Here is a 23,624-nt window from a genome sequence, read left to right as displayed (position 1 = left end):
GCGCGCCACCGCCGAAAGCGACGGGGAAGAATGAGGACGAGTGGCTCAAGTTAGATCTGGTCGGCCGTTTCAAGTTCCTGAAGAGCAATGAAGATTAGCCTCATGCTCGCTGCCGGATTTCGTGAAGGCGGACCAAAGTCCCAGGGTCTGGTCCCAAAGGTCTTATGTTACCACTTAAGTTCCGTGAATGTCCTTTATATGTTCGAATGAATTAGCTAATTCTGATGTCCGCCACGAGGAAAAGCGCTGAAGAAAAACGGATGCGCCGCCGGCAAGCGACATGAATTATACCCAAAATCGCATCACCTTTGTCGCGCTTTGTTGAAAGATTGTGACTGTTGCTCAAGCAGGCGCTGGCGAATAAACGCTATCAATACAGTGACTGTTTATCCCATGAAGCAACCAAATGCTCAGGCTTGAAGCAAGCATCCACGCGATCCAGAAGATGCGAGCGCGTCTATCGTCTCTTGAGCAGGCTCTTCATCCGGTTGCGCAGCAGGCGGGCCATGTTGCGGGTCTCCCGGTAGAGATGCAGTTGCGAGGCCGCCTGGCGGGCGAGACGGTCGGCGTCCGGCGTCAGGCCGATCACCAGCGTGCCCATCGGCTTGCGCTCGGTCCACAGCCTGCTCATCACTGGATGGTCGGGCACGGCACAGGAATCGGTCATCATGATGTTGGGGTCGTCGAGATGCTGCCTGGTCACCTCGATCATCAGCAGCGTGCCTGGCGAATAGCCGGCCAGAGTTTCGTCGTAGGCCGTCTTCCAGGTGTAGGCAACGCCGGCTTCGACGAAGACGATCAGGCACGCAATGGTGCGGCCGTCGAGCGTCAGCGAATGGATGCGGCACAGGTCCTGCTCGGCCAGCCTGTGCACGGCCTCGCGGGCGAAGGCGGCGCGGTAGCGGTCGATCGCCATGGCCGTGCGCTCGCGGCCCTTCCAGCCGGCCGCCTCCAGCGTCAGGAAGCTCTCGATGGCGTGACGGATCTCGTCGGGGCCGCGCGCCACGACATGTTCAAGCTTGCCGAGGTCGCCCAGCCGCCGCTTGAGGCGGCGGAACTCGCGGTAATGGTGCGCGCGCAGCGAAGCCTTCAGATAGTCCTCGGCGTCGCGTTCGCTCTCGAGCAGCGGACGCTGGGCGTGACCGGTGGTGACCAACATCAGGCCACGCGTTTCGGCCACAGTGGCAACCAGGCTCGCCACCGCGCCGTCGAGCCTGATGTCGGGCAGGACGAACACTTTCGGCAGCTTCAGATGCGGGCGCGACAGCATCGAGAAGAAATCCTCGAGGACACCGACCGGATCGTCGCGGTCGACCAGCGGGGTGCCGAGCGGGCCGAACGGGCTCGACCATGTGCGCATGACCGGAACCCCGAGCGGCACCACCGGCCGCTCCACCGAGAACGGCACCAGAAGGCGTAGCCGGTTGCGGTATTCATCGCCGTCACGGATGACGGCCAGACGCACCTCGCGGTCTTCCAGCCGGGGCATTGCGGGCGCGAGGAAACGCGGGTTGAAGAAGACGTTGGGCTCGATGGTGCGGGCGCACAGATAATCCAGCTCCTCGACGAGGTCGAACCCGGCCGACGCCGGATAGATGGCCAGTTTCCGCTCGGGCCGGTTGTTGGCGAGGATCTCGATATGGGCCGGGTCGGTGTCGCGCCCCAGTCCGGCAAGGCCGGACACCATGGCGCCGGCGGGGCCGCCGCTGGTTTCCTCGAGCAAGGGGATGGCGGCCATCACGCGGCTCCTTTGGCTGGCACGAAGATCGCCATGACGATGCCGAGCTTGCGCCAGACCGTGAAGGACAGCGCGCCGGCCTCGAAGATCATGGCGAAGGCGGTGGCCATTGCGGCGCCCCACAGGCCGAAGAGCGGGATCAGCACCACGTTCAGGCCAATGTTGAAGGCCAGCGTCATGGCATAGACGGCGGCGCAGACATTCTGGTTGCCGCTCATGGTGAGCAGGCTTTCGCACGGGCCCACGGCGGCGCGCGCCACGACGCCGAAGACGAGCAGGAACAGAAGCGGATAACCCGATGTGAATTCGGGACCGAACAGCATCAGCATCGGTTTGCCAAGCGCCAGCACCAGCAGCGCCATGGCGAGCGATGGCCAGAAGGTCCACGACACCGTCTCGCGGGCGAAGGCGGCGAGCTTTTCCGGCTCGCCATGGGTGAACTGGGCATAGCGCTGAGCGACGCCTGCCTTGACGGCGAAGTAGACGAAATGCACCAGCGCCAGTGTCTTGACCGTGGCGAAATAGACGGCGACGTCGTTGGGGTCCATATAGGCGCCGACCATCAGCACGTCGGCATTGGTGAGCAGGAAAAAGAAGCTTTCGACCAGGAAGATCGGCAGCGAGACAATGAACCATTGTGCGAAATGCACCTTCATCGGCCCGGCCGGAATCTGCTTTTCCATGCGCCGGGTGACGCCGATAAGCTGGGCGAGCGTGGTGACGTAAGTGGCGGCGATCGAGGCGAAGATCGCGGTCTTCGCGTCGGGCGCGTAGCCGGCGAAAAGCATCAGCGCCATGAACAGCAGGATCAGCACGGGCCGTATCAGATAGGTCGGCGCCAGGGCGAACAGCGCCCAGCTGTTCGCCCTGGCCTGGCCTTGCAGCAGATCCGACAGCGCTATCATCGGCAGGCAGATGACGCCGAGGATGAACGGCAGGACATAGTAGTTTTCAGTCCATGACGAAGCGAGCCACACGCCGAGCGCGCCGAGCCCGGCGATGACCGTCGAAGCGATCAGGACGAACAGGCGGCTGGCCACGACGATACCGCGCAACTCGTCGATGAGGCCGCGCTCGCGGTATTCGGGAATGAAGCGGATGACCGAGGTGTGGAAGCCGAGGCAGGCGAGATTGCCGACGATGACCATGGTCACCCAGACAAGGACGAAGATGCCGTATTCGAACGAGCCCATCCAGCGTGCCATCAACACCTGGCTGACGAAGGCGATGACGGCGCTGACGATGCGGATGGAAAAGGCAATGACCGACATGCGGCCGGCCTCGCCGCGCTCGTCGGCGGTGAACAGCACGGCGTCGACGCGGCCAAGCAACGGCTCCACGCGCAGCGCCAAACGCTGCGGCAAGAACCGCCCGGCTGTCGTGGCCGCGGAAAAGCGCACCCCGATTGTTCTCCGTTTTCCGCTTCTTTTCAGGCTTTGGTGTAGCGGAGACACCTTAAGAAAGGGTGGGTGGGAGAGGCATGCACAATGGCAGAGGGGCGAGCGAGGACGACCGGTGTGGGTTCCATGCCGCAAGTGGGAGACAGGCGCTCTGTCGTTCCAACTCCCAGCCAAGCCTAAGAGCGGCGCGCTTCGCCGTGAGTTGCGACATAGTCGATCTCGGAACGGCTGATGCCGATGTCTTTCAGCATGAAATCGGGCATCGCCTCCAGGTGACGCCGCTCATGTCGGAGGCGCCGTCCGCGCGCCAGCCAAGCGAGGATGGCCATCAGCCGCCATGGTGGGGCGCGCAGCCTTGCCAGGAAGATAGCTATCTCGGGCATGGTTTCTCCTCGCGACGCGTAAAAGGCCTGCCGGCACTGTTCCGGCAGGCGGTGCCGTCAGTCGGCCTTTTTCATGGCGTCGCATGAGACATTCGGGTTCATGTCGGCGAAGGCGCCGGTCGGGTTCGGCTTCCAGGCCCAGACATGAAGTTCGTAGAAGGGGCCGAGGCCGTAGCGGTTGGGAGCGCTGTCGAAGTTGAACAGCTGGCCTTCGAGCGACGCGGGACCCTTCGCGGTGATATATTCGACGGCCACCAGCTTCAGCTTGCCATCGGCCATCGGCTCGTACATCACGGCCTCCGGCTTGGCGAGGTCGACGGCATCGTCCTTGAGATAGGCGCCATTGACGTAGTGAATGCCCATGGCGCCGCCGGTGATGCCGCTGGCGCAGGGAATCGGCGCATAGCCCTCGGCGGTGGCCGCCGCGACATTCACGAAGCGGCCGTTGGCCGCCCGCACCTCGGCTGCCAGCCGATTGCCACTCTCCGCAGATGCGGCAGTGGCGGCGATCGCCATGATGGACAGCGCGGCAAGGCGCCAGAAATTGACGTTCATTTTATTCTCCATTGGTTGTTGGTGACGCGCAGGCGGCAGGACCGGCCAGTAAGGCCCTGCTGCCCTGCCTGCGCGTTGGATCGTCAGTTGCGGGACGGGTCCGATCCGTCCGTCTCTAGCCGGGCGGCGGTCTCATTGATGCCACCACCAGTATTCCCAGTAGTCCCGCTGCGTCTCGTGCTCCGGCAGACCGACGTCCCGCCTTAAATAATCGTCTTGCGGTGGCAGGCGCCTGCGCCGGCTTCGCAACGGCGCGAGCAGCGCGGACACAATCCGCGATGCGAGACCACGCCGGGAGGGTGCATGGTCGAACGCCACGACGGCGGCTGCCGTTTCGGGAGGAAACAGCACGGTAAGCCGACACCCATCGCTGCCCAGGACGATCTCACGCTCATTGTTCCATCCTTGGTCCATAGGGTCAGCGATAAAAGTAAGGGTCCAGGACCCTCACCTCCGTGATCTTGTCCACCGGTAGCGAATTCTTCTGCGCCGTGCTGCGGATCGCCTCCGGCGAGGGGGCGTCGTAGATGCAGAAACTCTTGTTCCTGTCGGGCGACACGAAGGAGTGCAGCCAGGTGACCCCCTTCTCGGCGTTGCGCATGATGATGCCGCCGAGCGCCGTCGCGCCGACGTCGTTCGTCGGCACGTTGAGCCCGTCGGGGAATGTCCGTTCGATCAGATAGCGAGGCATGGAGTGGCTTCCTTTTGTGACTGATTCACGCTCGAAATGAGCGCGGTTGGAGAAAAATCACGATCGTCGAAAGCGCACATCGGAGCCTTTCCCCATATTGCGCGGGACGATTCCCTATGTTTTCGACGTTTGGTCTGGGAGCCACACTGCGGATACCGAAGCGGGGGTATTTTGGAGAAGGGTCGAGGGACGACGATACTTATGGGCCAGTGACGATGCTTCTGGAACGGCAGGCACAACTCGATCAGTTGGAGGAACTGCTCGCGGAGGCCGCGCGCGGTCGCGGCCGCGTGGCGGCATTGCTGGGCGAGGCCGGCGCCGGCAAGACGGCACTCGTCGAGGCGTTCGTAACCCGTGCCGGGCAGCACGTTTCCATATTCCGCAGCGCTTGCGAGGACCTGTCGATTCCCGATCCGCTGGGACCGCTCTATGATCTGGCCCGGGACGCGCAGTGGGCACTGCCCCGGGCAATCGACGACCGCCAAGGTCAGCGGCTGCCCCTGTTTTCAGACGCTCTCGAGGTTTTCGAGGCGAGGTCTCGGCCGGGTTTGCTGGTCATCGAGGATATGCACTGGGCCGACGACGCGACCCTGGATTTCGTCCGTTTCCTGGGCCGGCGCATCACCAACACGCATATGCTGGTGCTGTTCACGGCACGCACCGACCGCAGCGAAGGGCAGATGCGTGCGCGCCGGGTGCTCGGCGAAATTCCAGCCGGCAACGTCCAGCGCATCGAAGTGCCACTGCTCAGCGAGGCGGCGGTGTTGTCGCTTGCCGAAGCAGCCAACCGCGACGGCAGCGCAATCTATCGCGCCACCGCGGGCAACGCCTTCTTCGTCACCGAATTGCTGGCTGCCGAAAGCGAGATGATCCCGCCGGCCAGCGTCCGCGACGCCGTGCTGGCGCGTGCCGAGCGCCTGTCGCAGGGAGCGCGCTCGATGCTCGACGCGGTGTCTGTGTTTCCACGCCGCGCCGATGCCTGGGCGCTGCGCGGCCTCTGTGGCGTCGCCAGCGCCGGCCAGCTGGCGGAATGTGTCTCGAATGGCTTGCTCGACGATCTCGGCGATGGCTACGCCTTCCGGCACGAGATCGCCCGTCGCGCCATCGAGATGGCGCTGACCTCGAGCCGTCGGCGCGAATTCAACCAACGCGCGCTTTCCGCACTGCAGGAAAACGCCGAGGTGACTACCGCAAGGCTTGTGCACCATGCGGTGGAGGCCCAGAATCTTGAGGCGGTGCGCGAGCTTGCCCCGCTCGCAGCGCGCGAGGCTTCCCGCGTCGGCGCGCATCGCGATGCCGCCGGCTACTACGAGGTCGCCTTGCGGCATGCCGACAGCCTGCCGATGAGCGACCGGGCGAGGCTTTACGAAGGATATGCGTTTGAATGCCATCTGATCGGCCGCATCGATGCGGCCATCGAGGCGCAGAGCCAGGCGCGCCGGCTACAGCAGGCGCTGGGCGACACGCTCAGGGAGGGCGACAGCCTCAGATGCCTGTCGCGCTTCGCCTATCTGGTGGGTGACCGCGAACAGGCGGACCTGTTCGGGGCCCAGGCAGTGGAACTGCTGGAACAGGCGCCTGCCAGTCCGGAGCTTGCCATGGCCTATTCCAATCTCTCGCAGCTGGCGATGCTGGCCGAGAAGCTCGATGAGACGCTGCTGCTTGGCGGCAAGGCAGTCGCTCTGGCCGAACGGTTGAACAAGCCGGAGATAATCTGCCACGCGCTCAACAATCTTGGTTCGGCCGAGCAGTGGCTTGACCTGGCCAAGGGCCGGCTGCACCTCGCCCGCAGCCTTGAAATCGCACTCGTGCAGAATTTCCAGGAGCACGCGGCACGCGGCTTCACCAATTGCGCCTGCGCCGAAATGAACCAGCTCGATCTTGTGCGCGCGCAATCCTTTCTCGACCGCGGCATTGCCTATTGCGTTGAGAACGACCTCGCGACCTGGCGCGACTATATGCGGGGCGTGCAGGCGCAGCTGCTTTTGCGACGCGGCCTTTGGGACGATGCGGCGGCCATGGCTCTCGACGTCATCGACGATGCTGCAACGACAGCCCTGGTGCGTTACCCATCCCTGGTCGCGCTGGCGAAACTGCGCATAAGGCGAGGCGATCCGGCTGGGCCGGTGCTGGAGGAAATGAAGCGGTTCCTGGACAGGGGAATGGAGCTGCAGCGGCTGGTGCCTTACACGGCGTCGATGGCCGAACTGGCATGGCTTGGGCAAGGCGACGCCAGTGAGGCGCTTCGCCTGATCGAGCTGGCAGAAAGCCTGTCGCCGACGAGGGCGATGTTCGCCGAACTGGCCGTCTGGCGGCTGCTCTTGTCGCCTGAAAGCGACCCTGGCGATACGACCGGCATGGCGGAGCCCTATCGCCTGCTGCTCGCCGGCGATTGGCACGGTGCCGCGACGCTGTGGGCCCGGCTGGGTGCTCCGTTCGAGCAGGCGCTCGCCCTGCTGCGCGGCGACGAGCCGGCCCTGCGCCTGGCCCTGGATATATTCGAGGGGCTCGGTGCCCGGCCGGTCGCCCAGCACGTCCGCGCCGTCATGCGGCAGAATGGCGTCAATAACATTGCAAGGGGACCGCGGCAGAGCACGCGCGCCAATCAAGCTGGCCTGACGCTGCGCCAGATGCAGGTCCTGCAACTGATCGAACGCGGTTTTTCCAACAAGAGAATAGCCGAGCACCTGACCATCTCACCGAAGACCGTCGATCATCATGTCTCGGCGGTGCTGGGCAAGCTGGACGCCATTTCGCGTGGCGAGGCGACCGCCGCCGCGCGCGATTCCGGGCTGATCTGAGCACGTAGGAATCTCGCCCGGATCAGAAATCCGGGAATGTGAGCCCTGCAGGTTTTCCTTACGCGAAAGCGCCGTGGCAGTGCTTGTATTTCTTGCCGGAGCCGCAGGGGCACGCTTCGTTGCGGCCGACCTTGCCCCAGGTGGCGGGGTTGTTGGGGTCGCGGTCTTCGGGGGCGACGATGGCGTTGCTTTCCTGGCGCACCAGAAGGGCGGTTTCGCCGCCTTCGAAATCGTTCTCGCCGGTGGTACCGTCAATATGCGTGCCGAACATGTCGGGGGCTTCCGGCGGCGGGGCCTCGGCAGCCTGGCGGACCAGTTCGACGCGCATCAGCTGCGCGGTGACGGCCTGGCGCAGATTGCCCAGCATCGCCTGGAACAGCTCGAACGCCTCGCTCTTGTATTCCTGCAAAGGATCGCGCTGGGCGTAGCCGCGGAAGCCGACAACCGAACGCAGATGGTCGAGATTAACGATGTGCTCGCGCCACAGATGGTCGAGCGTCTGCAGCACCACGGAGCGCTCGACATAGGTCATCACCTCGGGCCCGAAGCGCTCGGCGCGCTCCTTGGCGGCGGCGTCGGCGGCTTGCGTGATGCGCTCGCGAATGTCGTCCTCGGCGATGCCTTCTTCCTTGACCCATTCCTCAATCGGCAGGTCGAGATTGAGGAACTCGGCGACTTCGGCCTTCAACCCGGCGACATCCCACTGCTCGGCATAGGCGTTCTCGGGAATGGCCTTGGCGACGATCTCGTCGATAACGCCTTCGCGCATCTCGGCAATGGTCTCCGACAGGCCTTCGCCGTCCATCAGCTCGATGCGCTGTTCGAACACGACCTTGCGCTGGTCGTTGGAAACGTCGTCATATTTCAGAAGATTCTTGCGGATGTCGAAGTTGCGCGCCTCGACCTTCTTCTGCGCCTTTTCCAGCGCCTTGTTGATCCAGGGATGGATGATGGCCTCGTCTTCCTTGAGGCCGAGCTTCTGCAACATGCCGTCCATGCGCTCGGAGCCGAAGATGCGCATCAGATCGTCCTGCAGCGACAGGAAGAATTTCGAGCGGCCGGGGTCGCCCTGGCGGCCGGAGCGGCCACGAAGCTGGTTGTCGATGCGGCGTGACTCGTGGCGTTCGGTGGCGAGCACGTAGAGGCCGCCGGCAGCCAGCGCCTTTTCCTTCAGGCGCTCGACGTCGGCATAGATTTCCTTTTCCCGCGCCTCGCGCTCGGGCCCTTCGGGCATGTCGCCCAGTTCCTCGGCGATGCGCATCTCGGCATTGCCGCCGAGCTTGATGTCGGTGCCGCGGCCGGCCATGTTGGTGGCGATGGTGATGGCGCCGGGCTTGCCCGCCTGGGCGACGATCGCCGCCTCGCGCTCGTGATGGCGGGCGTTCAGCACCTCGAAATCCTTAAAACCTTCCTTGCGCAGCCGCTCGGCCAGTTGCTCGGACTTCTCGATCGAGGTGGTGCCGACCAGCGTCGGCTGGCCCTTGGCGCTGGCTTCGCGGATCTCCTTGACGATCGCCTTGTATTTCTCCTCGACCGTCCGGTAGACCTCGTCGTCCTCATCCTTGCGGATGACCGGCAGGTTGGTCGGGATCTCGGTGACTTCGAGGCCGTAGATGTTGCCGAATTCCTCGGCCTCGGTCAGCGCGGTGCCGGTCATGCCGGAAAGCTTCTTGTAGAGGCGGAAATAGTTCTGGAAGGTAACGGAGGCGAGCGTCTGGTTCTCCGGCTGGATTGCCACATGCTCCTTGGCTTCAAGCGCCTGGTGCAGGCCTTCCGAGTAGCGGCGGCCGGGCATCATGCGGCCGGTGAACTCGTCGATGATGACGATCTCGCCGTTGCGCACGATATAGTCCTTGTCGCGCTGGAACAGGCGGTGCGCCTTCAGCGCATTGTTGACGTGATGGACGATGGCGACGTTCTCGACGTCATAAAGCGACTCGCCCTTGAGCAGGCCGGCGTCGCGCAGCAGGTTCTCGAGCTTCTCGGTGCCTTCCTCGGTAAAGATGGAGGTCTTCTGCTTCTCGTCGATCTCATAATCCTGCGGCTGCAGCTGGATGATGAAAGTGTCGATGGTGTTGTACATTTCCGAACGGTCCTCGAGCGGACCGGAAATGATCAGCGGCGTGCGCGCTTCATCGACCAGGATGGAATCGACTTCGTCGACGATCGCGTAGTTGTGACCACGCTGTACCATCTGGGCGCGCTCGTACTTCATGTTGTCGCGCAGATAGTCGAAGCCGAGTTCGTTGTTGGTGGCATAGGTGACGTCGGCGGCGTAGGCGACGCGGCGCTCCTCGTCGGACAGGCCATGGACGATGACGCCGACCGAGAGGCCGAGGAACTTATAGACGCGGCCCATCCATTCGGAGTCGCGGGTGGCGAGATAGTCGTTGACGGTGACGACGTGGACGCCATTGCCGGCCAGTGCATTGAGATAAACGGGCAAGGTCGCGACCAGCGTCTTGCCCTCACCGGTGCGCATCTCGGCGATGCCGCCATTGTGCAGCACCATGCCGCCGATCAGCTGGACGTCGAAGGGGCGCATGCCGAGCACGCGGCGCGCCGCCTCGCGGGCGGTGGCGAAGGCCGGGATCAGCAGGTCCTCGAGGCTGGCGCCGTTGGCGATGTCCTGGCGGAATTTTTCCGTGCGGCCGGCGAGCTCTGCATCGGAGAGCGCCCGCATCTCGTTTTCCATGGCATTGATCGCCTCGACACGGGGCCGGGTCGACTTGACCCTGCGGTCGTTGGAGGAGCCGAAAACCTTACGGGCGAGACCGCCGAGACTGACCATCCAATGGTCCTTTCGATAGAATTCTCAAACTGAGACGAGCGCCGGCCGGCCCCATCAAATCAACGTGAATGCGCCGCCTGTATGCGGGCAACGCAAAAAGCGCCCGGAAAACGGTTCTGGACGCAAAGTCGTTGGACAGATAAGAGGGGGCTCAACTGATGTCAACGCCGCGCTGGCCCTGCCGGTCGCGCCAAATTCGGCCACAATCTGGCTGATCTGGAAGCCTCCCGTCCTTCACATCCTCATCGGAGTCATCTTAATGTCCTTGTTGTTCCGCCGTGCGTCGCTCGCCAGCCTCGGCCTGGCCGTCGGCCTGTCGGCTCTTTGCCTGTCGCCGCTGATGGCGCAGGAAACCGCACCAGCCCAGCCGGCACCACCAGCGGCACCGGCCGCACCGGCGGCACCGGTCGATCCGAATACAGTGGTTGCCACCGTCAACGGCCAACCCCTCACCGAAGCAGATCTCGTGCTTGCCGAAGGCGAGCTGTCGCAGCAGTTCGCGCAACTCCCGGCCGAGCAACGCCGCGCCGCGGCGCTTTCGGCCGCAATCGAGATCCGCGTCATGGCCGCCCAGGCCGTCTCGACCGGTCTCGACAAGGATCCCGATTTCCAGCGCCGCATGGCCTTCCTGCAGCAGCGCGCGCTGCATGGCGAGATGGTCGAGAAGGGCGTCGTCGACAAGGTCACCGACGCCGAGATCCGCGCCCGCTACGACCAGGAGATCGCCAACACGCCGCCGGTCAACGAGGTGCATGCCCGTCACATCCTCGTGAAGACGAAGGAAGAGGCCGAGGCGATTATCAAGCAACTCGACGGCGGCGCCGATTTCCAGAAGCTCGCCAACGAGCACACCTCGGATCCGAGCGGCAAGACCAGTGGCGGCGATCTCGGCTGGTTCGGACCTGGCCAGATGGTGCCGGAATTCGACAAGGCCGCTTTCGCGCTCGAGGTCGGCAAATACACCGAGCAGCCGGTGCAGTCGCAGTTCGGCTGGCATGTGATCAAGCTCGAGGACAAGCGCACCAAGCAGCCGCCGGCCTTCGACGACGTCAAGGACCAGGCCAAGCAGGCGGTCATCCGCGACAAGTATTTCGCGCTGGTCAAGTCGCTGCGCGCCGATGCCAAGGTCGAAATTCCCGACGCCAATTTGAAGAAGGCCGTCGATACGCTGGAAAGCGCCAAGTAAACCAGAACGGTTTCGAAAAAGGGGCGCGGTGGCCAAAGGGCGCCGCGCCCTTGTTGCGTCAGTTCAGCCGTCGGGCCCCTCTATGCCTCGCAGGAGATAGCGGACCACCTTGCGTATCGTCGCCTCGTCTTCGTCGAGCCGGTTGGTCAGGAGCTGCCGCCACGCATAGGAAGCCACCAGGTCGGCGGCCACAGCCGGATCGACATCGGCCGCGACCTCGCCCCTTGCCTTGGCGCGCTCGATGATCTGGCCGGTGTGGGCCCGGCGCCCGCCGGTATAGCCGGCAAGGGCCGTGGCCGCCGTTTCGTCCGACTGCGCCTCGGCGATCAGCGACCTGAACACGCTGCCCGACGACGTCTCGCGCCAGTGCGCGAACAGGTTCTTGAGGAAGCCGACGAGATCCTCTTCCAGTCTTCCCGTATCGGGAACATCGACGCGTTTCTGGCGCTGGTAGACCTCCAGCAGCAGCGAGGCCTTGCTCGGCCACCAGCGATAGATGGTCGGCTTTCCGGCACGCGCCCGCCGCGCCACGGCCTCGATCGAGAAGCCGGCATAGCCGGCCTCGACCAACACCGCCTCGGCGGCATCGAGAATGGCTTCCGCGCTGTCGGGATTGCGCCGCGCACCGATGGACTTACGCGCCGTATCCGCCTCTTCGGCCATCCTGTCGCCCTCGCCGTCGGTTTAGGCCGGCAATATAAGTGATCCGACGATGGAACGAAACGGCCCGTTCTTGGCGGCTGACGCAGGAGACATTTGCCTGCCATGTCTCCCGCACGATGCGCAGGCCGCCATGGTGCTGACCAACTCCGGCCGCGCGCCCGCACCGAGTCGCAACGATCGCAACCTGGGCAGGGCGGTGCCAGCGAACTGCAACGGAGCCGGCTGCGAACCGGTCAAGGCCAATTCCGGTTCTCACGCCGCCACCAAAACGCCTTGCGCGGGCGCGCCGTATCGGGCAAACCGGCGTTTCTCCGCCGATTTTTCCCGTCCGAGGTTCCATGTCCACGACGATTTCGCCGCTCGCGCCGAAGAAATACCCCAAGATGCCTGAGATCGAGGGGGTGCGCATCGCCACCGCCGAAGCGGGGATAAAATACAAGAACCGCACCGATCTCCTGGCCATGGTCTTCGAGCCCGGCACGGCGGTCGCCGGCGTGTTCACAAAGTCGAAATGCCCCTCGGCGCCAGTCGATTTCTGCCGGCAGAACCTTGCCGCGGGCAAGGCCCGGGTGCTCGTCGTCAATTCCGGCAACGCCAACGCCTTCACCGGCAAGAAGGGCCGGGACTCCACCGCGCTGACGGGCGAAGCGGCAGCCAAGGCTGCCGGCTGCACGCCAGGCGAGGTGTTCCTGGCCTCGACCGGCGTCATCGGCGAGCCGCTTGACACAACCAAGTTCAGCCATCTGCTGGCTGGTCTGGTCAGCAACGGCAAGCCCGACCTGTGGACCGAGGCGGCCAAAGCCATCATGACCACGGACACTTATCCGAAGGTGGCGACGCAGACCGTCAAGCTCGGTGACACCGATGTCACCATCAACGGTATTTCCAAGGGCGCCGGCATGATCGCACCCGACATGGCCACGATGCTGTCCTTTGTCGCCACCGATGCGCCGATCGCCGCCCCCGTGCTGCAGGATCTGCTGTCGCGCGGCACGGCCAAGACCTTCAACGCGGTGACCGTCGACAGCGACACCTCCACCAGCGACACGCTGCTGCTCTTCGCCACCGGAAAGGCCGCCAAACGCGGCGCGCCGGAGGTAACCGACCCCAAGGATGCCCGTCTGGGGGCGTTCCGCCGTGCGCTCGGCAAAGTGCTGAAGTCGCTGGCGCTGCAAGTGGTGCGCGACGGTGAGGGCGCCCGCAAGCAGGTCGAAGTCACCGTTACCGGCGCGAAATCGGCGCGCTCGGCCAAGCGCATCGCGCTCTCGATCGCCAATTCGCCGCTGGTCAAGACCGCGGTCGCCGGCGAGGACGCCAATTGGGGCCGCGTCGTCATGGCCGTCGGCAAGGCCGGCGAGCCGGCTGACCGCGACCGCCTGTCGATCTGGTTCGGCGACAACAGGCTGGCGCATGAGGGCGAGCGCGATCCGGCCTATTCGGAGGAAGCGACCTCGGCGTATATGAAGCGCGACGACATCCGCATCCGCGCCGATATCGGCATCGGCCGCGGCAAGGCGACGGTGTGGACCTGCGACCTCACCAAGGAATACGTCGCCATCAATGGCGACTACCGGAGCTGACGGACTTGGTTTCCAAACATCCGGCCAGCATGCTGGCGACAGTGCGCCGCTATGAGGCGGCCGGGTTCCGCGCCTGGCCCGCGGCGGCAGTCCATTATGACGGCACCTGGGTGGTGCGGCTGACGGCCGGACATCCGGCCAAGCGGCTGAATTCGGTCAATCCGCTCGATCCCGGCGACACCCAGCACATCGCCGACCGCATCGGCCGCGCCAGCCGCCGTTTCGATGCCTATGGCCGTCCGCTGACCTTCCGCATGTCGCCGTTATCGGGGCCGGATCTGGCCAGCCATCTCGACCGCGAGGGTTGGAGTCGGTTCGACGAATCGCTGGTGATGCGGCTGCCGCTGGCGGATGCGCAACTCGACGCCGCCATGGACCAGATCCCGTTGAAGGACATCAGCCGCTTCATCGGCGCGTCGCTCAAGGTCAGCGGCTCGGACGCGTCGCTGCGGCCAGGCCTGTCGGAGATCATCGGCGCCATCCAGCCCGAGGCCGGGCTGTTCGCGCTCGAGGCTGGAGCGGAACCACTGGCGACGCTGATCTGCGTCCATGACGGCGATCTCGCCGGCCTGTTCGAGGTCGCCACCGACAAGTCGGCACGCAACAAGGGCCACGGCCGCAACCTGATCCTGTCGGCGCTGAAATGGGCGCGGCTGCGCGGCGCGCGGGAAGCCTGGCTGCAGGTCGAGGCCGGCAATGTGCCGGCGCTGGCGCTCTATCATTCTCTCGGCTTCGACGAGGTCTATCGCTACCACTACCGCCGGCCGCCTGTTCATGGGTGAAATCGGGCATGAATGATGTGACGATCGCCGGCAAGCGCCTGCTCCTGGTCGCCGCCTGCGCCCTGGTCGACGCCGACGGGCGCGTGCTCCTGGCGCAGCGGCCCGAGGGCAAGCAGCTTGCCGGGCTCTGGGAGTTTCCCGGCGGCAAGGTCGAGCCCGGCGAGACGCCGGAGCAATGCCTTATCCGCGAGCTCTATGAGGAGATCGCGATCGAGACCGACATCCCGTGCCTGGCACCGCTCACCTTCGCCAGTCATAGCTACGACGATTTCCATCTTTTGATGCCGCTTTTCATCTGCCGCCGCTTTCGCGGCATCGCCCAGCCGAAGGAGGGGCAGGCGCTGAAATGGGTGCGGCCCAGGCAGATGCGCGACTACCCGATGCCGCCGGCCGACGCTCCGCTGATCCCGTTCCTGATCGACCTCCTGTAGGCGAACAGAACCGCTAGCGGCCTGTGGCTGAGCGGAGCTGCGGGGCGCATAAACCAGCATTAATGGAAGATTTATCTCATCATGAAAAATTGATGCAAGGCTGCCTCGTCGCGGCCGTGCCGGCGATTTTCTGGGGAGCGACAGCATGAGCCTAGACAGGGATTGGGATTCGATCCGGCCCGACCGCAGTTTTCGCGCCGCGGATGCGGGCATGGGCGTGTTGCGCGTCACGCTGCTGTTCGGGTCGGCCGCGGTGGCGCTGGCCCTGATCGCAACGCCCTTCCTCGAGAGCCAGACGCGCTCGCAATCGGCTCGGAATTTTGCCAGCGGTCTCGACATGACTGCCACTGGTTCGATCACTCGTCGCGATACCTATACGGTGCGCCGCAGCGTGCTTCAGCCGCAGCCCGATTCGGTCTGCATCATCCGATCCGACGGCCGGACCAGCGGCGACTGCTGATCGGGTCCAAGACATTTTCAGAGGCGGCGGTTTCATCGCCTATTAAGCCTGTGCCGTTAACCTTTCTTAACAGGTCGGCGGTATGGTTCCGGCAAGAGGGATCGACGTGATGAAAACAGTGCTGCTGCGTTTCCTGAACGATGAAAAGGGCGCCACGGCCGTCGAATACGGCTTGATCGTCGCCGTACTGTCGCTGACGATCGTCGGCGGCATCAGCCAGGTCTTCAACGCGATCACCTGGCTGTTCAGCGACAATGGCAGCAGGCTTGCCAACGCTTTCGCACCCTGATCTGGCTGTCCGCGTCCGCGGACACTGTCATTGCCCCTTGGGCTGCTCCAACACAGTCTTCAGCGAGATCTTGGCCGAACCCGGCTTGAGCGGCTTTTGCTGCGATGCATCGGGCGCCCAGCCGGACATCCAGACCATCGAAAAGCTTGCGCGGATGCGGCCGTCGGGATCCGAAAACCGCTCGGCGTAGATTTGCGCGGCGCGGGCGAACAGCTGGCGTGTGCCCGGCCGCCGGCTGCGATCGGCAAGCGCGCTGGTTTCGCCCATGGCGCGCAAATCGGCCATCAGGTTGAAAAGACTGTCATAGCGCACCGTCACCGTCTCGACATCGGCGACCGGCAGAGCGAGGCCGGCGCGCTGCAGCAGCGCTCCCGCGTCGCGAACGTCGGTGAACGGAATGACGCGCGGGCTGGCGCCGCCGTGAAGCTCGGTCTCGGCCGCCAGCAGGCTTTCACGCAATTCGCCGAGCGTGCCGGCGCCGGCGAAGGCGCCGAGGAAAAGCCCGTCCGGACGCAGCGCACGGCGGATCTGCACCAGCATGCCGGGAATGTCGTTCATGGCCTGCAACGAAAGAAGCGACACCGCCAGGTCGAGGCTTTGCGGCTCGAAGGGCACGGTTTCCAGCGGCGCTACCATGCCGGCGGAATTGCCCAGGAAAGCCGTATCCGCCTCGACACGGACGATGTCCGCCACCTTGCCGCTCGCGGCGAGGATGTCGGCTGCGGCCGACGTCTGGCAAAACAGCACCGCTGCCTTGCTAAACCTGCGCTCCACGGCACCCAGCCGGTCGGCAAGATCGTCGGCACTGCGCCGCATCAGGAAGTCCGCGCCGCCGACCGGATGATCGAGCGCGCGCTGCTTGTGCGCCAGCCACAGTGAGGTGTCCATTATCGGCAGCAAACGGGCAGATCCTTTGTTTGTCCATTCCCCGATGGAGTTGATATAGTGGCGCACAGCACCCACCACGTGGCCGATCCCATGCCCAAGATCAAGCCTCTGGACATCAGGAACCTTGCACGGTCGGCGGCGAACTGGCCGGCGCGCATCCTGTTCCCGCCTGTCTGCGCCGGCTGCCGCAGGCATGTCTCGCAGCCCGGCGTTCTGTGCGGCGCCTGCTGGCCGAAGTTGCGCCTCCTGGAGCGGCCCTGGTGCCCGGTGATGGGCACGCCGTTCACCCACCATATGGGCGAGGGCTTTCTGTCCGCCGAGGCGATCGCCGATCCGCCGCCCTTCGAGCGGGCGCGGGCGGCCGTCGCCTATTCCGGCGTCGCCCGCCAGATGGTGCAGGGGCTGAAGTACCAGGATCGCACCGACCTGGCGCCGTGGATGGCGCGCTGGATGCTGCGCGCGGGCGCTGACCTCATTGCCGAGGCGGATGTGGTGGTGCCGGTGCCGCTGCACTGGCGCCGCTTCTTCAGGCGGCGGTTCAACCAGTCGGCGGAATTGGCGAGGGCGGTCTGCGAGCTCAGCGGCCTGTCTTTCGCACCCTCGGCCATGCGGCGTGTCAAGCTCACGCGCCAGCAGGTCGGGCTGGAGCGCAAGGACCGCGAGGAGAATGTGCGGGCCGCCTTTCGCGTGCCTGCTGAAGCGGAAATCGAGATCGCCGGCCGCCGCGTGCTTTTGATCGACGACGTCTACACCACGGGCGCCACGGTTCGCGCCGCCAGCAAGGCGCTGAAAAAAGCAGGGGCCGGCGCCGTCGACGTGCTGACCTTCGCACGCGTGCTGCCGGGGGACTTTCGGGCCGACGAGTCCACGACTATATAAGTCGGCAACAAACAGTGGAAATTCGTCATGGTCGACGTCACCATCTATACACGCATGATGTGCGGCTACTGCACGGCCGCCAAGCGGCTGCTCGAGCGCAAGGGCATCGCCTATACGGAGCATGACGCGTCGTTTTCACCGGAACTGCGCCAGGAGATGATTTCGCGCGCCCATGGCCGCACAACCTTTCCGCAGATTTTCGTCGGCGACACGCATGTCGGCGGCTGCGACGACCTCCACGAGCTGGAGGCGCAAGGCCGACTGGACAAGTTGCTCGCCAATGGCTCGACGAATTGAGGATATGACGATGGGTGTTTTCAAGGCGGCCGCGATCCAGATGCGTTCGGGGGAGAGGCCGGAGCGCAACGCAATCGAGCTCGAGCGGCTGGTGCGCGAGGCAGCCGGCCAGGGGGCGAGCTACATCCAGACACCGGAAATGACCGGAGCGCTGGTGCGTGACAAGAAGGCCGCGTCTTTCACCTCAGAGGACAAGGACATCATCGTCGGGACCGCCCGCCGACTGGCCCGCGAACTTGGCGTCCACCTGCATATCGGCTCGACCGCCATCCTGCGCGCCGACGGCAAGCTCGCCAACCGGGCGCTGCTGTTCGGTCCGGACGGCGCCACGCTCGCCTCCTATGACAAGATCCATATGTTCGACGTCGATCTCGACAATGGCGAGAGCTGGCGCGAATCCGCGACCTACGAGCCCGGCACGGAGGCGGTCGTCACGACCATCGAAGGCGCCAAGCTGGGCTTTGCCGTCTGTTATGACCTGCGGTTTCCGCAACTGTTCCGCGCCGAGGCGCTAGCCGGCGCCGACCTGCTTTCCGTGCCCGCCGCCTTCACCCGCCAAACCGGCGAGGCGCATTGGCACGTGCTGCTCAGGGCCCGCGCCATCGAGAACGGCGCCTATGTCGTGGCCGCTGCGCAAGGCGGCCTTCACGAGGACGGCCGCGAAACCTATGGCCATTCGCTGATCGTCGATCCGTGGGGCCGCGTCATCGCGGAGGCGGCGCACAATGAGCCGGCGGTGATCGTCGCCGAGATCGACTCCGCGCAGTCGCTGGCGGCTCGCAAGAAGATCCCCAATCTGAAAAATGCGCGGGATTTCGCTATCAATGCCGGTTCGTCCGAGGCATCGCGTCTCAGGGGAGCGGCCTCTTGATCCGCTTCTCCCTGATCTGCGAAAACGATCACGAGTTCGAGGGCTGGTTCCGCAGCAATGACGATTTCGACACGCAGAAGAAGCGTGGCTTCGTCGATTGCCCGACCTGCGGCTCGCACAAGGTGGAGAAAGCCCTGATGGCGCCGGCCGTGTCGACGGCGCGCAAGCAGGAAACGATAGCGCTCGCCATGGGCGAGGCGCAGAAGCAGGCGCTGGCGCAGCTGAAGGCAATGGCCGAGAAGGTTCGCGAGAATGCCGATTACGTCGGCGACAAATTCGCCGAGGAAGCGCGCAAGATCCATTTCGGCGAGACCGACCCGCGCGGCATCTATGGCGAGGCGACGCTGGAGGAGGCCAAGAGTCTGGCCGAGGACGGCGTCGAGTTCATGCCGATCCCGGTGTTTCCGGAGGATCGGAACTGAGCGGTCAGCTTACGCTGCCGATCAATTTTTCAAGCAGGCGCGAAAGCGTTTCCCGTTCGGCTTGCGTCAGGCCGGAAAGAATCTCGTGCTCGTTGGCGACGTGGGCCGTAACGGCCTCGTCGATCAAAGCGAGACCTTTTTCAGTCAACCGCACGACGATGCCGCGCCGGTCATTGGGGTGCGGACCGCGCACGATCAACCCTGAGGTTTCGAGCCGGTCGAGCCGGTTGGTCATGGCGCCCGAGGTCACCATCGTCGCCTCGTAAAGGGCGGTCGGGGTCAGCGCGTAGGGCGCGCCCGAGCGGCGCAACGTCGCCAGCACGTCGAATTCGCCGGCCTGCAATCCATAGCGCGCAAACAACGGCGCGAGGCGCTCGCGGGCAATCAGCGAGGATGCTTCATTCAACCGCCCGATCACGCCCATCGGCGAGACGTCAAGGTCCGGCCGCTCCCTGTTCCATTGTTCGATCGCCTTTGCCGCCCTGTCCATCTACTCTGCCATGTATCTTGACGTTAAGAATCTTTTCGTTATCTTATCGGAAAATGAAGTGGCGGCCAAGTGCCGGCGACGATGACGAGGACCATCAGATGAAATTTCTCTGGGATTCGGCGCTTGGCCTGTTGGTCGTGACGGGCGGCCTGCTTGGCCTCACGCTGCCGTTCGGCAAGCTTGCGACCGCCGCCGGCGTTCCAGCCATGGTCTGGGCCTTCGTCATCTCGCTCGGCGCCGGCGGCGTGCTGTTGCTGGCTCTCCTGCTGCGTGGCGAGCGCATCAAGCTTACGGCGCGCAAGCTGCGCTATTTCTTCGTCACGGCGGCGGTGTCCTATGCCTTTCCCAACCTCTTGATGTTTTCGGCCATCCCGCATCTCGGCGCGGGATACACGGGCATCATGTTCACGCTATCGCCGGTGATCACGCTCGTGTTCTCGATCTTGCTTGGCGTTCGGCGCCCCAACCTGCTCGGCGTCATCGGCATTGCGGTCGGCTTCATCGGTGCGGTCATGGTCGCGCTCACACGCGGCGAAGCTGGCCAACCGGCCGATTATTTCTGGGTAACGATCGGATTGCTGATCCCGGTCAGCCTTGCCGCGGGCAACATCTACCGCACCGTCGACTGGCCCGAAGGAACCGGCCCGATCGAGCTTGCCGTGGGCAGCCATCTGGCGTCGGCGACCTTGCTTCTCCTCGGCATCCTGACGCTTTTCGGCTGGCAAGCGTTTGTTCCGCTGGGCGCGGTACCGCCTGTGGTCGTCGCGCAGATGGCGTCGGCTTCGGCAATGTTTGCCTTCTTCTTCCGGCTGCAGGCGGTGGGCGGCCCGGTCTATCTCAGCCAGATCGGCTATGTGGCGGCGGCCGTCGGGCTGTTCGCGGGCACGATCTTCCTCGGCGAACACTATCAGCTGCTGACCTGGGCAGGCGCTGTCATCATCACGGCCGGCGTGTTCATCACCACCAAGGCGCAAAGCCGGCCCAGCGCGAAGGCGCAGAGTCAGGCGGCGTGAGCCGGTTCAGACCGTGCCCTTTTCCGCCAGCACCATGTAGTTGACGTCCATGTCTTTCGACCGCTGCCAGCGGTCGGCAAGCGGGTGGTAGACGACGCCGGTGCGGTCGATGACGGTCAGGCCGGCGCCGCTGAGCGCCTTTTCCAGCTCTTCCGGGCGCACCAGCTTGCCGAACTGATGAGTGCCGCGCGGCAGCCAGCGCAGCACATATTCGGCGCCGATGATGGCCAGCCCTAGCGCCTTCAGCGTGCGGTTGATCGTGGCCACGAACATGATGCCGCCGGGCTTGACCATCTCGCCGCATTTGGCGACGAACAGGTCGATGTCGGCGACATGCTCGACCACTTCCATATTGAGGATAACGTCGAATTTTTCGCCGGCGTCGGCCAGGTCCTCGGCCGTGGTGGCGCGGTAGTCGATCGTCACGCCAACTTCGGCGGCGTGCAATTTGGCCACTTCGATATTGGTGGCGGAAGCATCGGCGCCGACCACTTCGGCGCCAAGCCGCGCCATTGGCTCGCACAGCAGGCCGCCGCCGCAACCGATGTCGAGAAAGCGCAGGCCCTCGAATGGCCGTGCCGCGCGCGGATCGCGGCCGAAGCGCGTTGCCACCTGGTCGCGTATGTAGGCAAGCCGGATGGGGTTGAACTTGTGCAGCGGCCGGAACTTGCCGTTCGGGTTCCACCATTCGGCGGCAAGGGCGGAAAAGCGCTCCACTTCTCCGGCATCGATCGTCGATCGTCGGGGCTCTGGCATCGATTGGTCTCCTCGGACGCTAGCAAGTCGGGCGTGGGGGAGGGAAAGTCAAGGCTGCATTTTCGCCTGCTGACAGTGCGAGGCCGGCACCGCCGACAAGCGCCCTCTATTGCCGGCGGCGCCCTGTCAGGACGTGTCAGCTCAGGGAGCACCTCGGCCGAAACAAAAAAGCGGCGGCGTGCGAAAAAGGGAAGATCGTGTTGAGAAAAGGAGATGGCCGTGATTCAGACCGCATCGATCCTTTGGCGCAGGCTCGACCTTGAAGGTCACGATTCCTGCATGCTCTCGCAGCGGCCCGGCGGGCACCGCCTGAAGGGGCAGGCCATCTTCCTGCAAGACGACAAGCCGTGTTGCATCGCCTACGAGGTGGATTGCGATGCCGTCTGGCACACGCGCTCGGCACGGGTCGAGGGCTTTCTCGGCCCGCAAGAGCTTTCCCTGGGGATCGAACGCCGCGCCGACGGCTCCTGGGCGCTGAATGGCGAGCCGCAGCCGGAGGTGGCCGGCCTGATAGACGTCGATCTCGGCTTCACGCCGGCTTCGAACCTCCTGGCGATCCGCCGGTTCGCGCTCGCCGTCGGCGAAGCGACGCCGGCACCGGCCGCCTATCTGGCCTTTCCCGAGCTCAGAATGATGCGGCTCGAGCAGACCTATCGGCGCCTCGACGCGGCCCGCTACGCCTATGCCGCGCCGGCATTCGGCTATGAGGCGGTTCTGGAGGTCTCTCCACTCGGCTTCGTGCTCGACTATCCACATTTGTGGAAAAGCATCGTGCGCCTGGGCTGACGCCCGTCGCCGTGTGAGCCTTGCCGGTTGGGCCCTGCGCAAAATGAAGTTACCGTTCAGCCCGCGCGGCGCTCTTCTTATGAGCCGTCGCTTGCGAAGCCTGGATGTTTTGGCTAAGGAGGCCGCGCATTCAGCGGCCGGCGCCAGCCGGGCGCTTTCCTCGGTTTTTCGGCGCAGAGCCGGCTTCAGTCAAAGGCATTTCGCTTCCATGGCGCGCATCGTGATGAAATTCGGCGGAACCTCCGTCGCCGACATCGCCCGCATCCGCAATGTGGCGCGTCACGTCAAACGGGAGGTCGATGCCGGCCACGAGGTGGCGGTGGTGGTCTCGGCGATGGCCGGCAAGACCAACGAACTGGTCGGCTGGACGCGCGAGGCCTCGCCGATGCACGACGCGCGCGAATATGATGCCGTGGTTGCGTCCGGCGAGCAGGTGACGGCAGGCCTCCTGGCGATCACCTTGCAGAACATGGGCGTGCACGCCCGCTCCTGGCAGGGCTGGCAGATCCCTATCAAGACCGACAACGCGCATGGCGCGGCACGCATCCTCGACATCGACGGCGCTTTCCTGGTCAAGCGCTTCGGCGAGGGCCAGGTGGCCGTCATCGCAGGTTTCCAGGGCATCGGACCGGACAACCGCATCGCAACGCTTGGTCGTGGCGGCTCCGACACCAGCGCGGTGGCGATCGCGGCCGCCGTCAAAGCCGACCGCTGCGACATCTATACCGACGTCGACGGCGTCTACACCACCGATCCGCGCATCGAGCCCAAGGCGCGGCGGCTGGCCAAGATATCGTTCGAGGAAATGCTTGAAATGGCCTCACTCGGCGCCAAGGTTCTGCAGGTGCGATCGGTCGAGCTTGCCATGGTGCACAGGGTGCGTACCTTCGTGCGGTCGTCCTTCGACGATCCCGACGCGCCCGGAATGGGGGATTTGCTCAATCCGCCCGGAACGCTTATTTGCGACGAGGAAGAGATCGTGGAACAGCAGGTCGTCACCGGAATTGCCTATGCCAAGGACGAGGCGCAGATTTCGCTGCGCCGTGTCGGCGACCGGCCGGGCGTTGCCGCCGGCATCTTCGGGCCGCTGGCCGAGGCCAACATCAACGTAGACATGATCGTCCAGAACATTTCCGAGGACGGCAAGCTTACCGACATGACCTTCACGGTGCCCTCCGGAGACGTCGACAAAGCGCTGGCCGTGCTCGACCGGCTGAAGGCCGATGTCGGCTACGACGTCGTGCAGTCGGAAGCCGGCATGTCGAAGGTCTCGGTGATCGGCATCGGCATGAGAAGCCATGCCGGCGTTGCCGCCACCGCCTTCAAGGCGCTGGCCGACAAGGCGATCAACATCCGCGCCATCACCACCTCCGAGATCAAGATTTCGATACTGATCGACGGTCCTTACACGGAACTCGCGGTTCGCACTTTGCATTCCGTCTACGGTCTGGATAAGCAGTAGCAGACTGAAT

At 64.5% G+C, this 23,624-nt stretch carries 25 protein-coding genes; 15 read left to right on the top strand and 10 right to left on the bottom strand.

Annotated elements, in window-relative coordinates; genetic code table 11:
• Positions 1-457: 457 nt before the first annotated feature.
• The 5 genes from FJ867_RS06835 to FJ867_RS06810 form a co-directional block, all read right to left on the bottom strand.
• Complete coding sequence (locus FJ867_RS06835; RefSeq protein WP_140525444.1) at positions 458-1,738, bottom strand: GNAT family N-acetyltransferase; 1,281 nt, start codon at positions 1,736-1,738, stop codon at positions 458-460.
• Positions 1,738-3,138: a lipopolysaccharide biosynthesis protein gene (locus FJ867_RS06830; RefSeq protein ID WP_140513849.1), complete on the bottom strand. Its 1,401-nt coding sequence runs from the start codon at positions 3,136-3,138 to the stop codon at positions 1,738-1,740. Before FJ867_RS06830 ends, FJ867_RS06835 begins: the two co-directional genes overlap by 1 nt.
• Before the next feature lie 176 nt (positions 3,139-3,314).
• Positions 3,315-3,521, bottom strand: coding sequence for a DUF1127 domain-containing protein (locus FJ867_RS06825; protein WP_140525446.1), 207 nt, complete (start codon positions 3,519-3,521; stop codon positions 3,315-3,317).
• A gap of 57 nt (positions 3,522-3,578) precedes the next feature.
• Entirely contained in the window at positions 3,579-4,076 is a 498-nt protein-coding gene (locus FJ867_RS06820) for a hypothetical protein (RefSeq protein WP_140816841.1), read from the bottom strand.
• Between the two features lie 418 nt (positions 4,077-4,494).
• Positions 4,495-4,767 carry a DUF4242 domain-containing protein gene (locus FJ867_RS06810; protein WP_140500909.1) on the bottom strand — a complete coding sequence of 91 codons (273 nt, stop codon included), beginning with the start codon at positions 4,765-4,767 and terminating at the stop codon, positions 4,495-4,497.
• Between the two features lie 215 nt (positions 4,768-4,982).
• On the opposite strand from FJ867_RS06810, the gene FJ867_RS06805 reads away from it, so the two are divergent.
• Complete coding sequence (locus FJ867_RS06805; protein ID WP_140625594.1) at positions 4,983-7,568, top strand: AAA family ATPase; 2,586 nt, start codon at positions 4,983-4,985, stop codon at positions 7,566-7,568.
• A gap of 58 nt (positions 7,569-7,626) precedes the next feature.
• On the opposite strand, the gene secA is transcribed toward FJ867_RS06805, so the two are convergent.
• A complete protein-coding gene (secA, locus tag FJ867_RS06800; RefSeq protein WP_140500910.1) occupies positions 7,627-10,359 on the bottom strand; it encodes a preprotein translocase subunit SecA in 2,733 nt (910 codons plus the stop codon).
• Between the two features lie 259 nt (positions 10,360-10,618).
• Here secA and FJ867_RS06795 point away from each other — a divergent pair, with 259 nt between their 5' ends.
• Positions 10,619-11,545 carry a peptidylprolyl isomerase gene (locus FJ867_RS06795; protein ID WP_140558156.1) on the top strand — a complete coding sequence of 309 codons (927 nt, stop codon included), beginning with the start codon at positions 10,619-10,621 and terminating at the stop codon, positions 11,543-11,545.
• A 63-nt stretch (positions 11,546-11,608) separates the two neighbouring features.
• On the opposite strand, the gene FJ867_RS06790 is transcribed toward FJ867_RS06795, so the two are convergent.
• Positions 11,609-12,208 carry a TetR/AcrR family transcriptional regulator gene (locus tag FJ867_RS06790; RefSeq protein ID WP_140525449.1) on the bottom strand — a complete coding sequence of 200 codons (600 nt, stop codon included), beginning with the start codon at positions 12,206-12,208 and terminating at the stop codon, positions 11,609-11,611.
• 130 nt (positions 12,209-12,338) lie between these two features.
• On the opposite strand from FJ867_RS06790, the gene FJ867_RS28670 reads away from it, so the two are divergent.
• The 6 genes from FJ867_RS28670 to FJ867_RS06765 all read left to right on the top strand — a co-directional run bounded on the left by FJ867_RS28670 (position 12,339) and on the right by FJ867_RS06765 (position 15,750).
• Positions 12,339-12,599, top strand: coding sequence for a hypothetical protein (locus FJ867_RS28670; RefSeq protein WP_181168325.1), 261 nt, complete (start codon positions 12,339-12,341; stop codon positions 12,597-12,599).
• Positions 12,547-13,788, top strand: coding sequence for a bifunctional glutamate N-acetyltransferase/amino-acid acetyltransferase ArgJ (gene argJ, locus FJ867_RS06785; protein ID WP_140565928.1), 1,242 nt, complete (start codon positions 12,547-12,549; stop codon positions 13,786-13,788). The genes FJ867_RS28670 and argJ overlap by 53 nt, the downstream gene beginning before the upstream one ends.
• A gap of 29 nt (positions 13,789-13,817) precedes the next feature.
• On the top strand, positions 13,818-14,570 hold the full coding sequence (locus FJ867_RS06780) for a GNAT family N-acetyltransferase (RefSeq protein WP_140500961.1): 753 nt from the start codon (positions 13,818-13,820) through the stop codon (positions 14,568-14,570).
• An 8-nt stretch (positions 14,571-14,578) separates the two neighbouring features.
• Positions 14,579-15,001, top strand: coding sequence for a (deoxy)nucleoside triphosphate pyrophosphohydrolase (locus tag FJ867_RS06775; RefSeq protein WP_140625586.1), 423 nt, complete (start codon positions 14,579-14,581; stop codon positions 14,999-15,001).
• A 145-nt stretch (positions 15,002-15,146) separates the two neighbouring features.
• Positions 15,147-15,461, top strand: a complete 315-nt coding sequence (locus FJ867_RS06770; protein WP_140500915.1) for a hypothetical protein — start codon at positions 15,147-15,149, stop codon at positions 15,459-15,461.
• 109 nt (positions 15,462-15,570) lie between these two features.
• Complete coding sequence (locus FJ867_RS06765; RefSeq protein ID WP_140500916.1) at positions 15,571-15,750, top strand: Flp family type IVb pilin; 180 nt, start codon at positions 15,571-15,573, stop codon at positions 15,748-15,750.
• A gap of 27 nt (positions 15,751-15,777) precedes the next feature.
• Here the strand turns inward: FJ867_RS06765 and FJ867_RS06760 are convergent, their stop codons facing one another.
• Positions 15,778-16,650 carry a methyltransferase domain-containing protein gene (locus FJ867_RS06760; protein ID WP_140513845.1) on the bottom strand — a complete coding sequence of 291 codons (873 nt, stop codon included), beginning with the start codon at positions 16,648-16,650 and terminating at the stop codon, positions 15,778-15,780.
• A gap of 66 nt (positions 16,651-16,716) precedes the next feature.
• Between FJ867_RS06760 and FJ867_RS06755 the strand changes: the two genes are divergently transcribed.
• Genes FJ867_RS06755 through FJ867_RS06740 form a run of 4 tightly spaced genes read left to right on the top strand, consistent with a single transcriptional unit; the run spans position 16,717 to position 19,107 of the window.
• Positions 16,717-17,517 carry a ComF family protein gene (locus FJ867_RS06755; RefSeq protein WP_140500963.1) on the top strand — a complete coding sequence of 267 codons (801 nt, stop codon included), beginning with the start codon at positions 16,717-16,719 and terminating at the stop codon, positions 17,515-17,517.
• Between the two features lie 27 nt (positions 17,518-17,544).
• A complete protein-coding gene (gene grxC / locus FJ867_RS06750) occupies positions 17,545-17,814 on the top strand; it encodes a glutaredoxin 3 (protein ID WP_140500918.1) in 270 nt (89 codons plus the stop codon).
• 10 nt (positions 17,815-17,824) lie between these two features.
• Positions 17,825-18,685 carry a carbon-nitrogen hydrolase family protein gene (locus FJ867_RS06745; protein ID WP_140558162.1) on the top strand — a complete coding sequence of 287 codons (861 nt, stop codon included), beginning with the start codon at positions 17,825-17,827 and terminating at the stop codon, positions 18,683-18,685.
• Complete coding sequence (locus FJ867_RS06740) at positions 18,682-19,107, top strand: DUF1178 family protein (RefSeq protein ID WP_140558163.1); 426 nt, start codon at positions 18,682-18,684, stop codon at positions 19,105-19,107. Before FJ867_RS06745 ends, FJ867_RS06740 begins: the two co-directional genes overlap by 4 nt.
• A gap of 4 nt (positions 19,108-19,111) precedes the next feature.
• Here the strand turns inward: FJ867_RS06740 and FJ867_RS06735 are convergent, their stop codons facing one another.
• Entirely contained in the window at positions 19,112-19,597 is a 486-nt protein-coding gene (locus FJ867_RS06735; protein ID WP_140558165.1) for a MarR family transcriptional regulator, read from the bottom strand.
• A gap of 98 nt (positions 19,598-19,695) precedes the next feature.
• On the opposite strand from FJ867_RS06735, the gene FJ867_RS06730 reads away from it, so the two are divergent.
• Positions 19,696-20,610 carry a DMT family transporter gene (locus FJ867_RS06730; RefSeq protein WP_140584066.1) on the top strand — a complete coding sequence of 305 codons (915 nt, stop codon included), beginning with the start codon at positions 19,696-19,698 and terminating at the stop codon, positions 20,608-20,610.
• A 6-nt stretch (positions 20,611-20,616) separates the two neighbouring features.
• Here FJ867_RS06730 and ubiG read toward each other — a convergent pair whose 3' ends face one another.
• Positions 20,617-21,366 (bottom strand): bifunctional 2-polyprenyl-6-hydroxyphenol methylase/3-demethylubiquinol 3-O-methyltransferase UbiG, encoded by a 750-nt coding sequence (ubiG, locus tag FJ867_RS06725; RefSeq protein WP_140558167.1) that lies wholly within the window; start codon positions 21,364-21,366, stop codon positions 20,617-20,619.
• Positions 21,367-21,579: 213 nt separating this feature from the next.
• Between ubiG and FJ867_RS06720 the strand changes: the two genes are divergently transcribed.
• Both FJ867_RS06720 and FJ867_RS06715 read left to right on the top strand, forming a co-directional pair.
• Positions 21,580-22,152 (top strand): putative glycolipid-binding domain-containing protein, encoded by a 573-nt coding sequence (locus FJ867_RS06720; protein ID WP_140816837.1) that lies wholly within the window; start codon positions 21,580-21,582, stop codon positions 22,150-22,152.
• Positions 22,153-22,360: 208 nt separating this feature from the next.
• Complete coding sequence (locus FJ867_RS06715; protein ID WP_140640348.1) at positions 22,361-23,614, top strand: aspartate kinase; 1,254 nt, start codon at positions 22,361-22,363, stop codon at positions 23,612-23,614.
• Positions 23,615-23,624 lie beyond the last annotated feature (10 nt).

Source organism: Mesorhizobium sp. B2-5-3, from assembly GCF_006441005.1.
GTDB lineage: Bacteria > Pseudomonadota > Alphaproteobacteria > Rhizobiales > Rhizobiaceae > Mesorhizobium.
Note: the sequence above shows the minus strand (reverse complement) of the source record. Positions and strands in the feature narration are given on the sequence as shown.

Excerpts from the sequence above, each read along its gene's own strand:
- FJ867_RS06835 (WP_140525444.1), bottom strand. The coding sequence starts at position 1,738 with ATGGCCGCCATCCCCTTGCTCGAGGAAACCAGCGGCGGCCCCGCCGGC.
- FJ867_RS06825 (WP_140525446.1), bottom strand. The coding sequence starts at position 3,521 with ATGCCCGAGATAGCTATCTTCCTGGCAAGGCTGCGCGCCCCACCATGG.
- FJ867_RS06820 (WP_140816841.1), bottom strand. The coding sequence starts at position 4,076 with ATGAACGTCAATTTCTGGCGCCTTGCCGCGCTGTCCATCATGGCGATC.
- FJ867_RS06810 (WP_140500909.1), bottom strand. The coding sequence starts at position 4,767 with ATGCCTCGCTATCTGATCGAACGGACATTCCCCGACGGGCTCAACGTG.
- FJ867_RS06805 (WP_140625594.1), top strand. The coding sequence starts at position 4,983 with ATGCTTCTGGAACGGCAGGCACAACTCGATCAGTTGGAGGAACTGCTC.
- secA (WP_140500910.1), bottom strand. The coding sequence starts at position 10,359 with ATGGTCAGTCTCGGCGGTCTCGCCCGTAAGGTTTTCGGCTCCTCCAAC.
- FJ867_RS06795 (WP_140558156.1), top strand. The coding sequence starts at position 10,619 with ATGTCCTTGTTGTTCCGCCGTGCGTCGCTCGCCAGCCTCGGCCTGGCC.
- FJ867_RS06790 (WP_140525449.1), bottom strand. The coding sequence starts at position 12,208 with ATGGCCGAAGAGGCGGATACGGCGCGTAAGTCCATCGGTGCGCGGCGC.
- FJ867_RS28670 (WP_181168325.1), top strand. The coding sequence starts at position 12,339 with ATGGTGCTGACCAACTCCGGCCGCGCGCCCGCACCGAGTCGCAACGAT.
- argJ (WP_140565928.1), top strand. The coding sequence starts at position 12,547 with ATGTCCACGACGATTTCGCCGCTCGCGCCGAAGAAATACCCCAAGATG.
- FJ867_RS06780 (WP_140500961.1), top strand. The coding sequence starts at position 13,818 with ATGCTGGCGACAGTGCGCCGCTATGAGGCGGCCGGGTTCCGCGCCTGG.
- FJ867_RS06775 (WP_140625586.1), top strand. The coding sequence starts at position 14,579 with ATGAATGATGTGACGATCGCCGGCAAGCGCCTGCTCCTGGTCGCCGCC.
- FJ867_RS06770 (WP_140500915.1), top strand. The coding sequence starts at position 15,147 with ATGAGCCTAGACAGGGATTGGGATTCGATCCGGCCCGACCGCAGTTTT.
- FJ867_RS06765 (WP_140500916.1), top strand. The coding sequence starts at position 15,571 with ATGAAAACAGTGCTGCTGCGTTTCCTGAACGATGAAAAGGGCGCCACG.
- grxC (WP_140500918.1), top strand. The coding sequence starts at position 17,545 with ATGGTCGACGTCACCATCTATACACGCATGATGTGCGGCTACTGCACG.
- FJ867_RS06745 (WP_140558162.1), top strand. The coding sequence starts at position 17,825 with ATGGGTGTTTTCAAGGCGGCCGCGATCCAGATGCGTTCGGGGGAGAGG.
- FJ867_RS06735 (WP_140558165.1), bottom strand. The coding sequence starts at position 19,597 with ATGGACAGGGCGGCAAAGGCGATCGAACAATGGAACAGGGAGCGGCCG.
- FJ867_RS06730 (WP_140584066.1), top strand. The coding sequence starts at position 19,696 with ATGAAATTTCTCTGGGATTCGGCGCTTGGCCTGTTGGTCGTGACGGGC.
- ubiG (WP_140558167.1), bottom strand. The coding sequence starts at position 21,366 with ATGCCAGAGCCCCGACGATCGACGATCGATGCCGGAGAAGTGGAGCGC.
- FJ867_RS06720 (WP_140816837.1), top strand. The coding sequence starts at position 21,580 with ATGGCCGTGATTCAGACCGCATCGATCCTTTGGCGCAGGCTCGACCTT.
- FJ867_RS06715 (WP_140640348.1), top strand. The coding sequence starts at position 22,361 with ATGGCGCGCATCGTGATGAAATTCGGCGGAACCTCCGTCGCCGACATC.